Origin of the sequence: Bordetella bronchiseptica (genome assembly GCF_900636925.1) — a bacterium.
Taxonomy (GTDB): Bacteria; Pseudomonadota; Gammaproteobacteria; order Burkholderiales; family Burkholderiaceae_B; genus Bordetella; species Bordetella pertussis.
In genome coordinates this window covers 715357-728520 of record NZ_LR134326.1, presented here as the reverse complement: position 1 = coordinate 728520, position 13164 = coordinate 715357, and the positions used below count along the sequence as shown (strand labels likewise).

General features: G+C 67.7%; 12 protein-coding genes. 8 read left to right on the top strand and 4 right to left on the bottom strand.

Annotation, left to right across the window (positions count from 1 at the left end; translation table 11 throughout):
- Positions 1 to 52 precede the first annotated feature (52 nt).
- The 8 genes from EL288_RS03445 to EL288_RS03410 all read left to right on the top strand — a co-directional run bounded on the left by EL288_RS03445 (position 53) and on the right by EL288_RS03410 (position 7998).
- Complete coding sequence (locus tag EL288_RS03445; RefSeq protein ID WP_010927094.1) at positions 53 to 1018, top strand: Bug family tripartite tricarboxylate transporter substrate binding protein; 966 nt, start codon at positions 53 to 55, stop codon at positions 1016 to 1018.
- Between the two features lies 1 nt (position 1019).
- Entirely contained in the window at positions 1020 to 1793 is a 774-nt protein-coding gene (locus tag EL288_RS03440) for an enoyl-CoA hydratase/isomerase family protein (RefSeq protein ID WP_003814790.1), read from the top strand.
- A 366-nt stretch (positions 1794 to 2159) separates the two neighbouring features.
- Positions 2160 to 3059, top strand: a complete 900-nt coding sequence (locus EL288_RS03435; protein WP_003814793.1) for an ABC transporter ATP-binding protein — start codon at positions 2160 to 2162, stop codon at positions 3057 to 3059.
- 26 nt (positions 3060 to 3085) lie between these two features.
- Positions 3086 to 4138 carry an ABC transporter substrate-binding protein gene (locus tag EL288_RS03430; RefSeq protein ID WP_003814795.1) on the top strand — a complete coding sequence of 351 codons (1053 nt, stop codon included), beginning with the start codon at positions 3086 to 3088 and terminating at the stop codon, positions 4136 to 4138.
- The gene (locus EL288_RS03425) at positions 4135 to 4932 is read left to right on the top strand and encodes an ABC transporter permease (RefSeq protein ID WP_003814796.1); all 798 of its coding nucleotides are present in this window, start codon (positions 4135 to 4137) and stop codon (positions 4930 to 4932) included. The genes EL288_RS03430 and EL288_RS03425 overlap by 4 nt, the downstream gene beginning before the upstream one ends.
- A gap of 61 nt (positions 4933 to 4993) precedes the next feature.
- Complete coding sequence (locus tag EL288_RS03420) at positions 4994 to 5785, top strand: GntR family transcriptional regulator (protein ID WP_003814799.1); 792 nt, start codon at positions 4994 to 4996, stop codon at positions 5783 to 5785.
- 52 nt (positions 5786 to 5837) lie between these two features.
- Complete coding sequence (locus tag EL288_RS03415; protein WP_003814800.1) at positions 5838 to 6887, top strand: ABC transporter substrate-binding protein; 1050 nt, start codon at positions 5838 to 5840, stop codon at positions 6885 to 6887.
- Positions 6888 to 7005: 118 nt separating this feature from the next.
- A complete protein-coding gene (locus EL288_RS03410) occupies positions 7006 to 7998 on the top strand; it encodes a Bug family tripartite tricarboxylate transporter substrate binding protein (protein ID WP_010929275.1) in 993 nt (330 codons plus the stop codon).
- A gap of 12 nt (positions 7999 to 8010) precedes the next feature.
- Here the strand turns inward: EL288_RS03410 and EL288_RS03405 are convergent, their stop codons facing one another.
- From EL288_RS03405 to EL288_RS03390, 4 genes are all read right to left on the bottom strand, one after another.
- Positions 8011 to 8841: a GntR family transcriptional regulator gene (locus tag EL288_RS03405; RefSeq protein WP_003814804.1), complete on the bottom strand. Its 831-nt coding sequence runs from the start codon at positions 8839 to 8841 to the stop codon at positions 8011 to 8013.
- 53 nt (positions 8842 to 8894) lie between these two features.
- Entirely contained in the window at positions 8895 to 9899 is a 1005-nt protein-coding gene (locus tag EL288_RS03400) for an SLAC1 anion channel family protein (RefSeq protein WP_049788774.1), read from the bottom strand.
- A 53-nt stretch (positions 9900 to 9952) separates the two neighbouring features.
- Complete coding sequence (locus EL288_RS03395) at positions 9953 to 11410, bottom strand: sulfatase-like hydrolase/transferase (protein ID WP_003814808.1); 1458 nt, start codon at positions 11408 to 11410, stop codon at positions 9953 to 9955.
- Positions 11411 to 11549: 139 nt separating this feature from the next.
- Positions 11550 to 13151, bottom strand: a complete 1602-nt coding sequence (locus EL288_RS03390) for a GMC family oxidoreductase (protein ID WP_003814809.1) — start codon at positions 13149 to 13151, stop codon at positions 11550 to 11552.
- Between the last annotated feature and the right edge of the window lie 13 nt (positions 13152 to 13164).

The window sequence follows — 13164 nt, the reverse complement described above, 5'->3', positions numbered from 1 at the left end:
CGCCCGCGGCCGCCCGCCCGCCGCGGCATCGACAAAACCAGAGGAGACAAACATGTTCAAACGCATCGCCCTGATGGGCGCGGCCGCCATGCTGGCCGCCGCCCCCGCCGTCCACGCGCAGGACAAGTACCCCAGCCGGCCGATCACGCTGGTCTCGCCCTACCAGGCAGGCGGCACGACGGAAACCTTCGCGCGGCTGATCATCGACGACGTGGCGGCCATCCTGGGCCAGCCCATCGTGGTCGAGCAAAAGCCCGGCGCCGCCGGCACCATCGGCGCGCGCTTCGTGGCCACCAGCAAGGGCGACGGCTATACGCTGCTGGCCAACACGTCGCAGCACGTCATGTACGAAGGCATGTTCAAGAACCTGCCGTTCCGGCCCATGGAGGACTTCCGCCCGGTCGGCGTGCTGGGGTCGGCGCCCATCATCGTGGTGACGGGCGAGAACTCGCCGTACAAGACCTTCAAGGACGTGCTCGAGGCCGCCAGGACGCGCAATCTCACCTTCGCCTCCGGCGCCCAGGGCTCGCTGCCCCACCTGACCGGCGAGCGGGTCGCCGTGCAGGGCAAGCTGAACATGACCCACGTCCCGTTCAGCGGCACCGCTCCCGCGCTGACCAATGTCATGGGCGGCCATGTGGACCTGCTCTATTCCACCGCGGCCAGCGTGATGTCGCAGATCCGCGCCGGCAAGCTGCGGGCGCTGGCCGTCTCGACCAAGGAGCGCATGCCGGAACTGCCCGACGTGCCCAGCATCGCCGAGATGGGCATGCCCGGCTTCGACGTGACCGCCTGGTATGCCGTGTGGGCGCCCAAGGACACCCGCCCCGAGGTCGTGGACGCCATCAACCAGGCCATGCGCGAAGCCTCGGCGCGCCCGGAAGCGAAAAAGCGCATGGCCGCGCTCAGCGTCACGCCCAGCACGCTGACCGCCGCGCAGTTCGCCGCCTTCGCCGAGAGCGAGCGCAAGACCTGGCTCGACGTCATGCGCCGCGCCAACATGCAGCCGGCCAACTGACATGGCGCGGGCGGACGACATCGAGGTACGCGTGGCCGACCAGGTGGCCTGGGTCACCATCAACCGGCCGCAGCGCATGAACGCGCTGGCCCGCGCCACCTTCGCGCAACTGGTCGAGGTCTCGCTCGAACTGGACCAGGACCCTGGCGTCAAGGTGGTGGTCTATACCGGCGCGGGCGAGCGCGCCTTCTCGGCCGGCGTGGACCTCAAGGAGCTGGACGCGGCCGGCCGCATGACCCATCCCATGGGCGGCCCGGCGCGCAATCTCAACGAGGTCGTGCTGGAAATGGCCACGCCGACCATCGCGGCCATCAATGGCGTGGCCGCCGGCGGCGGGTGCGAGCTGGCCCTGGCCTGCGACATCCGCGTGGCCGCGTCCACCGCGCGCATCGGCCTGCCGGAAGCCCGGGTCGGCATGGGCGCCAATTTCGGCAGCGTGGTGCTGCCCCAGCTGATACCGCGCGGCGTGGCGCTGGAACTGCTTTATACCGGCGAGCTGATCGACATGGCGCTGGCGCACCGGTTGGGACTGGTCAACCACGTGTTCGAGCCGGCCGAGCTGATGGCGCAGACCGCCGGCCTGGCGCGCCGCATCGCCGACAACGCCCCGCTGTCGGTGCAGCGCATGAAGGCCATGGCGTTCAAGAGCATCGGCCTGCCCACCGCGGCGGCCCTGCGGCTGTCGGTCGGCCCCGACCCCTACAACAGCGAAGACAGGCTGGAAGGCGCGCGCGCCTTCGTGGAAAAGCGCAAGCCGCGCTTCCAGGGCCGATAACCTCTCGATGCGCGGGTGTCCGCCCCGGCATGGGGACTGACATCCGCGGCAGGGTGTGCCTGTCCCCGCCGGACGCCATGAACGCTGGCCGGCCAAGACGGTATGTCTCCCCGCACGGGACCCGACATCCTCGGCAGGGTGTGCCTGTCCCCGCCGGGACAGGCACACCGTCGTACGCCATGGACGCTGGCCGGCCAAGACGGTATGTCTCCCCGCACGGGACCCGACATCCGCGGCAGGGCGTGCTGGCCCGTTTCTTCGGGTAAATACTATATAGGAGCATAGTGCATGCCGGCACTAAACTATATAGGACTAGAGTAGCACCCGGACAACCCCGCTCGCTTCGGCGTCATCAAGGACGACCCTATGAATGCTCAAGTAAACACCTTCACGCCCTTGCCATGCACGGAACCCGGCAAGTCCGGCGCTCCGCCCAGGCCAGGCGCCAGCCAGGACAACCAGGTCAAGATCTCGTTCCAGGGCGTCAGCAAGACGTATGGCGGCCGGGGCCGCTCGGGCAACCGGACGCTGGCGCTGGACCGCATGGACGTGGACATCAAGGCCGCCGAGATCGTCACGGTGCTCGGCCCCACCGGTTGCGGCAAGTCCTCCACGCTCAACCTGATCGCGGGCTTCGAACAGACCAGCACCGGCTCGCTGCTCATCGACGGCAAGCCCATCGACGGCCCCGGCCCCGACCGGGCGGTGGTGTTCCAGCAGCCTTCGCTGTTCCCGTGGCTGACGGTCATGGAAAACATCACGCTGGGCGTGAAGTGCCGCGGCGTCCCCAAGGACACCTACGAGCCGCGCGCCCAGATGCTGCTGCGCGAAGTCGGCCTGTCGGGCTTCGAGAAACATTACCCCTATCAACTGTCGGGCGGGATGCAGCAACGCGTGCAGATCGCCCGCGCGCTGATCTCGGAACCGAAGGTGCTGCTGCTGGACGAGCCCTTCGGCGCGCTGGACTACCAGACCCGCATCCTGATGCAGGAACTGCTGCTGCAGCTGTGGCAGGAGCACAAGCCCACGATTTTCTTCATCACCCACGACGTATCCGAAGCCATCTTCGTGGCCGACCGGGTGCTGGTCATGAGCCATCGCCCGGGACGGATCAAGCTGGCGGTCAATGTCGACGCCGACAAGCCGCGCAACGCCGACTTCCTCTCCACGCCCGAGTTCATCAGCCTGCAGCGCGACCTGCTGCACGCCGTGCAGGAAGAAGTGCACGCCAACAAGAACCGTCCTCCCATGGCCAAGGCCGCCTGACTTCCCCCCGCAGAAGGAGTACGACCATGCAATCCTGTCTACGCCTGGCGGCGTCCCTGCTGTCCGCCGCCCTGCTCTGCCTGCCCGCGCCCGGCGCCGCGCAGACCGCTTCCCCCGCCAAGAAGGAACTGCTCAAGTTCAACTGGGGCGCCCCCACGGCGGACTACTACGCCCTGTACGTCGCCAAGGACCAGAAGCTGTTCGAGGAAGTGGGCCTGGAGCCCAATTTCTACTTCTTCCCGTCCGGCGCCCCCTTGCTGGCCGGCTTGAAGAGCAAGAGCCTGGACGTGATCACGACCGGCCTGGCCACCGTGTTCGCGCTGGGGCAGAACGTACCCCTGAAGCTGATCTACTGGGAGCTGGACCACGCCGCGGCCGAAGGCCTGGTGGTCGACCCGGCCGCCGGCATCAAGAGCTACAAGGACATCGCCAAGGCCAAGGCGATCGGCGCGCCCTCGGGCACCTGCGCCCAGGTTTCGCTGGTGCTGATGGCCAAGGAACTGAATCTCAAGTATTCGGACCTCAACATCATCAATATCGCGCCGCCGCTGTACGGCAATGCTTTCAAGAGCAAGTCGATCCAGGCCGCGGTGGCATGGTCGCCCTACTCCAGCATTCTCAACGCCGACCAGCTGCCGGTGGTGAACTGGGCCAGCGACTACACGCCGGACCAGGGCGTGTGCCCCGGCCTGACCGGCGTGCGCACCGAGTTCATGCAGCAGCATCCGGACATCGGCCTGAAACTCGTGCAGGTGCAGGCCAAGGCCATGGACATGATCCGCAAGGACCCCGAGCTGGGCATCGGCGTGCTGATGAAGTACCTGTCGGTCTCGCGCGAGGTGGCCAAGCACATCTACGACCGCGAGTTTTCGCGCATCCCGACCTACGCGCAGCAGATCGATCCCGCCTCGCCCTATTCGCTGGCCGCCAAGGACGCGGGCCTGGCGCGCAAGCTGCTGATCGCCAGCCAGGCGCTGGCCGAAGTGGGCACCATTCCCGCGCCCCTGACGCCGCAGGCCATCGCAGAGGCGATCGATCCGAGCGCGATTCAACGCTACATGAAAGGAGAGCGCAAATGAGCGAGCGCGTTGCCGTGGAAGGCCGCCAGCCGGCCATTTCCCCCACAGTTTTCTCGGTGGCCTCGGTCGTCGGGCTGCTGGCCATCTGGACCCTGGTCACCAACCTGGGCCTCGTGGGGCCGGGCTACCTGCCCAGTCCGCAGGCCATGTTCGCCCAGCTCGTCACCCTGGTCGAGCAGGGCTACGGCGGCAAGCCGCTGTGGGACCACGTCGGCGCCAGCCTGTTCCGCGCCCTGGTCGGATTCGCGATCGGCGTGCTGGCGGGCGTGCCGTTCGGGCTGTTCAGCGGCTACCACAAGGCCGTCGGCGCCATGATGTCGCCCATCATGGCGTTCATCCGCCCGATTCCGCCGATCGCCTTCATTCCCATGGCGGTGCTGTATTTCGGCCTGGGCGAGATGGGCAAGGTGGTGCTGATCGTCTTCACCGCCTTCAACTACTCGTTCGTCAGCGCCCAGGCGGGCGCCCTGTCGGTGCCCATGTCGTACTACCGGGCTGCCGAGTCCATCGGCATGACCAAGCTGCAGATCTTCTGGCGCGTGGTGTTCCCGTCGTCGATTCCCCACATCTTCACCGGGCTGAAGGTGGCCATGGCCCTGAGCTGGGCGGTGGTGGTGGCCGCCGAACTGGTGGGCGCGCAGAAAGGACTGGGTTTCATGATCTCGGACGCGGCGCAGCTGTTCCAGATTCCGGTGGTGTTCATCGGCATTGCGCTGATCGGCCTGATCGGCCTGGTGCTCAACGTGATGCTGACCGTCGCCGAGGAAAAGATCGTGCACTGGAAAGGGAGGTGACCGCGCGCATTGCCCGGCATACCCACTGTGTTGTGACGCCATGACAAGGAGCAGCAAGGCCATGGATACGGACGCCATTCGCAGCGAAATCTTCGGCCAGTTGGCCCGGCCGGACAACAGCGGCATACCCAAGTACCGCCGCCTGTCCAACATCCTGGTGGAAGCCATCAGGCGCGGCGTCTGGCAGCCGGGCGACCGGCTGCCGGCCGAGGAGCAGCTCACCGAGATGACGCCGTTCAGCCTGGGCACGGTGCAGCGCGCCCTGCGCGCGCTGACCGACGAGGGATTGGTGATCCGCATGCAGGGGCACGGCAACTTCGTCGCCGACCAGCAACGGCAGATGGCCGACCCCTGGCACTGCCGCTTCCTCGACGACGAATCCGACGGCATCGTGCCCATCTATTCGAAGGCGGTGCAGCGCGCCGTGGTCACGCCATCCGAGACCGGCCCCTGGCAACGCTACCTGCACAGCGGCAGCGTCATGCGATTGGACCGCATCATCAACGTCAACGACGAGTTCCGGATATTCAGCCGCTTCTACGCCGACCGCGAGCTGCTGCAGCCGCTGTGGCATGTACCGCTCGAAGAGCTGGACGGCGCCAATTTCAAGGACATCATCATGCGGCAGGTCGGCCTGCCGATCACCGAGATCGACCGCAGCGTGCGCATCCGGCGCATCGATGCGCAGGCTGCGCGGCTGATCGGCGTCGCGCCCGAAGCCACGGTGCTGTTCATGCAGGCCGTCGCCCGCGCCGGCCGCGACGCGTGCATCTACTACCAGGAGTTCTACATCCCCGAGACCGGCCGGGCGCTGCAGCTGCCCGAACAACGGCCCCGGGTCCACGGGCGCTGAACCCGGGGCGCCCCTCATTACAGACAGAGCCCCGAGACGGGCGGAGACAAGCATGACATCGAAGCAAGGCCGACACACCGCTTTCCTCACCAAGGCCGCCGCGGCCGCCGTCCTGGCCGCGGGCAGCGCCGCCAGCCTGGCGGCCGATCCGCCCAAGCCGCTGAAGATCAACTACGGCGCGCCGACGGCCGACTACTACACCCTGTACGTCGCCAAGGACCACGGCCTGTTCGAGAAACATGGCCTGGAGCCCAACTTCTTCTGGTTCGCCTCGGGCGCCCCCCTGCTGGCCGGCCTCAAGAGCGAAAGCCTGGATGTCTTCACCACCGGCCTGGCCTCGGCGTTCGCGCTGGGCCAGAACCTGCCCGTCAAGCTGCTGTTCTGGCAGCTCGACGACGCGCCGGGACAGGGCCTGGTGGTCTCGAAGGACTCGGGTATCGACAGCTACCGCGACCTGAAGAAGGCCAAGGCCATCGGCACGCCGTCGGGCACCTGCGCCCAGGTGGCGCTGGGCCTGATGGCGCGCAAGGCGGGCATCGCCATGAAGGAGCTGAACGTCGTCAACATTGCCCCGCCGCTGTACGCCAATGCCTTCACCAGCAACTCCATCGACGCCGGCGTGACCTGGGCGCCCTACCTGCAGTCGGTGGCCGAGCGCGGCTACAAGATCGTCAACTACGACACCGACTACGACGGGATCTGCCCCGTGATGACGGGCGCGCGCACCAAGTTCCTGCAGGAGCACCCCGACGTCGGCCTGAAGCTGGTGCAGATCTCGGCCGAGGCGCAACGAATGGTGGCCGACAACCCGCAACTGGCCATCGACGTGCTGGAGAAATACCTGAAGGTCTCGCCGGCCGTCGCCAAGGCAACCTACGAGCGCCTGTGCTGCGGGAATTTCCCCACCTTCAGGCAGCAGGCCGACCCCGAATCGCCCTATTCGCTGGTGTCCGACAAGGGCATCGTCGCCAAGCTGCATACCGCCACGCAGATCCTGGCCGAGGCCGGCACCATCCCGCAAGCCATCTCCCGGGAAACCGTCGCCGCATCGATCGACGCCTCGTACGTGCGCCAGTACCTGGCCACACAACCCGGGCAATAGCCGAGGCCCGCCCTCGGTGGCGGTGCCCGTCCCCGGACGGGAGCTGACATCCGCGGCGAGGTGTGCCTGTCCCCACTGGGACAGGCACCCCATTCATCCTATATAGGTATATATCACCATGCGATCCATTTCCCTGCACCTGCGGCGTGCCCTCGCCGTCCTCGGCCTGGCCGGCATCGCCGCCGCCGCGCCGCTGCACGCCGCCGAAACCTGGCCCGACCGTCCGGTCCGGCTGATCGTGCCCTACCCCGCCGGCGGCGGCGTCGACTTCGCCGCCCGGCTGATCGCGTCGGACCTGAGCAAGCAGACCGGACAGAACTTCATCGTGGAAAACCGCACCGGCGCGGCCGGCACCATAGGCGCGCAGGCCGTGGTGCAAAGCACCGCCGACGGCAACACCGTGCTGTTCGCCTCGCCCGCCGAAGTCCTGGTCAGCCGCATCGCCGGCCAGAAAACCTCGTACGACGCCGGCAAAGACCTGCAGCCGGTCACATTGGCCGGCGAAACGCCGCTGGCCGTCGTGGTCAACCCGGCGGTGCCGGCCCGCACGCTGGCCGAACTGGTCGCGCTGGCCAGGAAAGACCCGTCCGCCATCTCCTACGGCACGCCGGGCACCGGCAGCACCATGCAGTTCGCCGGCGAGGCCCTGAACCTCGCGGCCGGCATCAAGATGCTGCACGTCCCGTACCGGGGCGCGGCGCCCGCCATCGCCGACCTGCTGGGCAACCAGATCCCGGTGGCCATCGTCGGCGTCCCGCCGCTGGTGGCGCACCACAAGAGCGGCAAGCTGAGGATTCTCGCGGTCACCGGCAGCCAGCGCATCGCCGCCTTGCCGGACGTACCCACCGTGGCCGAGGAGCTGGGCGTGGCGGACTACCGCTACACCAACTGGTTCGGCGTCTATGTGCCCGGCAATACGCCCGCGGCCGTCGGGGACAGGCTCGCGGCGCTGATCCACGCGTCGGTGCACCGCGATGCCATCAAGGCCCAGCTGGCCGAGCAGGGCGTGGAGCCGATCGGCAACACCACGCCCGAGTTCGTCCGGTTCCTTGCCGGCGAGAAGGCGCGCTACGAGACCGTGCAGCGCAAGAGCGGGATACAGATGGACTGAGCGCGCCGGCGCTCAGTCGGTCAGCTGGTCGGGGATGCTGAGCACCCGCTTGGTCGGCGGGATGAAGAACTTCTGGTAGTAGATGCAGCGTTCCTGCCCCATGCAGGCCACCACCTGCAGGGCGATGCCCGCCGCGTAGGGCGGCGTCTTGGTGTAGCCCGCCACGGTGGGGTCGAACGGCTCCATCGCGACGAAGTGGTCGATCTTGGTGACCGGGACGTTCAGTTCCTGCGTGATCTGCTTCTTGAAGTTCAGGCCGTTGAGCTTCTCCATCGGCGTATCCCACAGCGACGGGAAAACGTTGCGGTCGACATAGAAGCGCGTGAACACCTCGAACTCGTTGCCGACGTTGATGGTGCGCTCGATCAGGATCACCTGCGCGCCGGCCGCGGTATCGAAATAACGCTGCCATTCGCCCTCGCCGCTGGCGTAGTCGCGGCTGATGATGGTGGAGTAGACCGGCAGGAAACCGACGCCGTCATCGGCCAGGAAGCGGCAATGCCAGGGATCCTGGATGCGCAGCTGCTGCTGCGCGACGAAGGTGCCCAGGCCATGCTCGCGCACCACCAGCCCCTGGTCGACCAGGATGCGCAGGGCGCGCTGCACCGTCCCCAGGCTGTAGGAGGTCATCTGGACCAGGTCGTCCTCGGTGGGCAGGCGCTCGCCCGGCTTCCAGTGCCCGGATTCGATGCCTTCGGCAATCGCATTCAGGACCAGCCGGTACTTGGGTATGCCGCTGTAGTTGGGGCGGTGCAACTGGTCGAACACCGCGGGCCGCTCGGCATTCACCACGATCTGCCCGCCGGCCGGCGTAGAACGTCGAAGACTCGTATTCATAAGCACATATCTGGATATCCCCGACGAAAGGGCGTCGGACGGCTAGCCCTCATATTATCTTATGCGCCCCCGCGTGCATCGGCCAGCGCGCCATTGAGCAGCCCGCGCACCGTCGCGCCCGTCAGCAGGACCAGGACCGTACTGAGCACCGCCACCAGGAAACCGGCCAGGGTGTGGAACGCGAGGGCGTGCCCGCTGTGCTCGGCGAACGAGAACGTGGCCAGCGTAATCGCGGCCAGCGGAAAGGAATACGACCAGGCCGCCAGGCTGAAAGGCAGGCGCGCGAAGCGCGGCGCCGCGGTAGACAGCAGCAGCGTCCAGAACAGCGAGATGTAGTACAGCACCCGGGCGAAACCGTCCAGCGAGCCGGTCAACGCCATGTACGCCAGGAAGGCCACCGCCGGCGGCGCGATCATGATGAACAGCGTGGGCGTGAGCGCACGGGCCAGCGGCGCGCCGAACATCAGGCGGTACAGGATGATGGCCTTGAGCACGATCCAGAACACGATGCCCAGGCTGAAGAAGAACCAGGCGCATTCGGCTGGCGCGAAACGCACGCCCGCGATCGGAATGACGATGTTGCCGACGACCGGCACGAACCACGATGGATTGACGTGGTCGAGCTGGTAGTGGGTATGGAAGATCCAGCTGCGCACGATGACCAGCGTGAACCCCAGGTGCACGGTCGCGCCCAGCCACCACAGCGCCGCGGCGGCGCGCGGCGCGTCGTCCGCCCAGGCCGTGCCGATCAGCACCACGCCCAGCGAAATCGCCGAGAAAAACGCCAGCTGCACGGGGTGGTTCCATTCGCGCGCGATCTCGTCCGGATGACGCAGCAGCCGCAGCAGGAACAGCGCCAGCAGCACGCCATACACCGCCGCCACCGCCACCTGGATGGCCAGCGCGACCTGCAAGGGCAGGCCCCAGACCTGATGGGCCTTGCGCCACGCCATGCCCAGGCCCGACAGGCCGAGCACCGAGGCGAACATGGAAACCGGAAAGCCGGCCAGGAACGTGGCGCCGGCCGGCGGCAACGCCGCCGGCAAGCCTGTTTGCGTCTGCATGGCGTGTCGGATCGGCGCGGCCACGCGGGAACGCGGCCGCGCCGTGGATGCCGTCAATCGAACTTGTGCACGGCCCCGGGCGCGGGGCTGAAACCCAGGTCGCCGCGCGCGATCACGGCCTCGCGCCCGCCGTTGTGCTCGAGCAGCTCGGCCTGGCGCGCGCGGGCGCGCCGGTCGACCTCGACAGGATCGCACAGCTGCCACAGCTTCTGCTTGCACAGCGCCACCACGTCCGCGTAGTCGGGACGGCCGGCCAGGTCTTCCAGCTCCTCGGGGTCGGCCTCCAGGTCGAACAGCTGGTGCGGATAGTGCACGTAGAAGATGTACTTGTACCGGCCTTCGCGGATCATGAAGGCGCCGGTCGCCGAGCCCATGCCGTGGTACTCGGCCATGACGTTGCGCTGCGGCGTCTCGCCGCGGGCCAGCTGGAACAGCGACACGCCGGGCAGGCCTTCCTTCAGCCCCGGGCTGGTCTCGCCCACGGCGTCGTAGATGAACGGCGCGACATCGACATGGCTGACCGGCGTGTTGACGGTGACGCCGGACGGGATGTCCCTGCCGGCGATGATCAGCGGCACCGCGGCCGCCTCCTCGAACATGTTCGACTTGCCCCACATGCCGCGCGCGCCCAGGTTGTCGCCGTGGTCGGAGGTATAGACCACGCGCGTGCTGTCCAGGATGTCCAGGTCGTCCAGCGTGCCGAGCAGCTTGCCGATGTTCTCGTCGAGGAACGAGCACAGGCCGTAGTAGCCCGCCTGCGCCTTTTTCACCAGGCCGGGATCGAAGTAATCGTCATAGTTGAAGCTGCCGCGGTAGTCCTGCTGGTAGGGGTGATCCGGACGCTGGCTCCTGTCGTACAGCTTGGGCAGGGGCAGATCGCGGTTGTAGTAGCGGTAGTAGTGCTCGGGCGGCGCGGTCAGCGGGAAGTGCGGGCTGACGAACGAGACGAACAGCACCCACGGCTTGTCGGCATGGCGCGGCGCCTGTTCGCGCAGCCAGATCTGCGCGCGCGAGACGATCTCGCGGTCGTAGAAGGTGTACTGGCTCTCGCCCGGGCCGGCCATCTGGGCCATCTTGTAGGCGCCCTTGCGCACCGGCAGGTCGCTGCGCACCAGCCCCATCAGGTCGCCCTTGCCGCCCACGATGTGCATGGGGATGATCTCTTCGCTGAAGCCGTGGTCGCCCCCGTAGTCGCGGAAATGCAGCTTGCCGATCGACACCACCTGGTGGTCGCGGTCGCGCAGCATGTGGTGCCAGCTCGGTACCGAGCCGTCGTAGGCGTCGGCGTTGTCCCAGAAGCCGATCTGGTTGATGTACTTGCCGGTCGCGAACGAGGCCCGCGCCGGAATGCACACCGGACTGGTGCAATAGGCCGAGGCGAACCGCGTGCCGCGCGCGGCCAGCGCGTCGAGGTTGGGCGTGTGGACGAACTCGTGCCCGTAGCAGCCCAGGGCCCGGGACTGGTGCTCGTCCGACATGATGACGACCATGTTCTGTGGAGTGACTTTCATGCTCTTCCTCTCTGCATCGATACGGCGTGCGCTTGCGGCCGCCGGTGGCGGCGCCTGTCCCGACGGGGCAGGCGCCTGGTGTCTGTGGCCTGCCGGTCCGGCACGCCGTTGGTGGCGCCTGCCCCTTGGGGACAGGCGCCTAGGGCCTTGCCTGCGTAATCAGGTCCGCCGCCTTCTCGCCGATCATGATGGCCCCGGCGTTGGTATTGCCCGACAGCAGCAGCGGCATGATCGACGCGTCGGCCACGCGCAGCCCCTGCACGCCGCGCACGCGCAGGCTGGGGTCGACCACCGAGGCCTCGTCGCCGCCCATGCGGCAGGTGCCGACCGGGTGGAAGATCGTGGTGCCGCTTTCGCGCACGAAGCGCACCATGTCCTCTTCCGTCTCCATCCGCGGGCCGGGGTGGTACTCCTCGGCGATATAGGCGGCCAGCGGCCGGGAGCGCGTCAGGCGGCGCGTCAGCCGCAGGCCGGCCACCATGGTGTCGCGGTCTTCCTGCGCGGAGAAATAATTGGGCTGGATGCGCGGCGCCTCCAGCGGATTGGCCGACTTCAGGCTGACCTGCCCGCGGCTCCTGGGGCGCAGCTGGCACATCGAGATCGTGAAGCCGGAGAAATCGTGCGGCTTGCCGGCCGCCATGTCGGCGCTGATCGTGCCGAAGTGGAATTGCACGTCCGGCCGGGTGGCGCCGGGACAGGCGCGCGCGAACATGGCGCCCAGCTGGATCCCGGCCGCCACCGGCCCGGCGCGGCGGAAGATCCAGCGCATGCCGATGGCCGCGCGGCCCCACAGCGTGCGCAGCTGGTCGTTGGTCGTGATGGGCCGCGTGCATTTGTAGATCAGGCGGACCTGCAGGTGATCCTGCAGGTTCATGCCCACCTCGGGCAGGTGGTGCAGCACCGGGATGCCGTGCGCCTGCAATTGCGCGCCGTCGCCGATGCCGGCCAGCATCAGCAGCTGCGGCGACTGGAACGCGCCCGCCGCGAGGATGACCTCCTTGGCGGCGCGCGCCTCGAAGGCGGCGCCGCGCTGGCGATAGCGCACGCCGACGGCGCGGCGGCCCTCGAAAATCACACCGGTGGCCTGCGCATCGGTCTCGATGGCGAGATTCGCATCGCCCTTGAGCGGCCCCAGGTACCCCTTGGCCGCCGAACAGCGCAAGCCGCCGCGCGTGGTCAGCTGGAAGTACCCCACGCCCTCCTGGCTCGCCCCGTTGAAATCGTTGGTGCGGGCGATGCCGTTTTCCTGCCCCGCCTGGATGAACGCCTCGACCAGCTCGTGCCTGCCGCGTATGTCCGATACGCCCAGGCGGCCGGCGCCGCCGTGGAACTCGCTGTCGCCGCGCTCGTTGCGCTCGGCGCGCTTGAACAGGGGCAGCACGTCCTGCCAGGCCCAGCCGGGATTGCCCAGCCGCGCCCAGTCGTCGAAGTCCTCGGCCTGCCCGCGGATATAGACCAGGCCGTTGATCGAGCTCGACCCGCCCAGCGTCTTGCCGCGCGGCTGGTAGATCTTGCGCCCGTTGAGCTCCGGCTCCGGCTCGGAATAGAACTGCCAGTTGTTGCGCGGGTCGAACATGGTCTTGCCATAGCCGATCGGGATATGGATCCACATGTTGCGGTCGGGCGGACCGGCCTCCAGCAGCAGCACCGAACCGGCCTTTCTTTCCACCAGCCGCGCCGCCAGCGCGCAACCGGCGGAACCCGCCCCCACCACGATGTAGTCGAAAGTACGCATGTCCATATCCGAATGTGTT

What these genes read in the sequence shown, in the direction of transcription:
- EL288_RS03445 (WP_010927094.1), top strand. Translation starts at nt 53, where the DNA reads ATGTTCAAACGCATCGCCCTGATGGGCGCGGCCGCCATGCTGGCCGCC.
- EL288_RS03440 (WP_003814790.1), top strand. Translation starts at nt 1,020, where the DNA reads ATGGCGCGGGCGGACGACATCGAGGTACGCGTGGCCGACCAGGTGGCC.
- EL288_RS03435 (WP_003814793.1), top strand. Translation starts at nt 2,160, where the DNA reads ATGAATGCTCAAGTAAACACCTTCACGCCCTTGCCATGCACGGAACCC.
- EL288_RS03430 (WP_003814795.1), top strand. Translation starts at nt 3,086, where the DNA reads ATGCAATCCTGTCTACGCCTGGCGGCGTCCCTGCTGTCCGCCGCCCTG.
- EL288_RS03425 (WP_003814796.1), top strand. Translation starts at nt 4,135, where the DNA reads ATGAGCGAGCGCGTTGCCGTGGAAGGCCGCCAGCCGGCCATTTCCCCC.
- EL288_RS03420 (WP_003814799.1), top strand. Translation starts at nt 4,994, where the DNA reads ATGGATACGGACGCCATTCGCAGCGAAATCTTCGGCCAGTTGGCCCGG.
- EL288_RS03415 (WP_003814800.1), top strand. Translation starts at nt 5,838, where the DNA reads ATGACATCGAAGCAAGGCCGACACACCGCTTTCCTCACCAAGGCCGCC.
- EL288_RS03410 (WP_010929275.1), top strand. Translation starts at nt 7,006, where the DNA reads ATGCGATCCATTTCCCTGCACCTGCGGCGTGCCCTCGCCGTCCTCGGC.
- EL288_RS03400 (WP_049788774.1), bottom strand. Translation starts at nt 9,899, where the DNA reads ATGCAGACGCAAACAGGCTTGCCGGCGGCGTTGCCGCCGGCCGGCGCC.
- EL288_RS03395 (WP_003814808.1), bottom strand. Translation starts at nt 11,410, where the DNA reads ATGAAAGTCACTCCACAGAACATGGTCGTCATCATGTCGGACGAGCAC.
- EL288_RS03390 (WP_003814809.1), bottom strand. Translation starts at nt 13,151, where the DNA reads ATGGACATGCGTACTTTCGACTACATCGTGGTGGGGGCGGGTTCCGCC.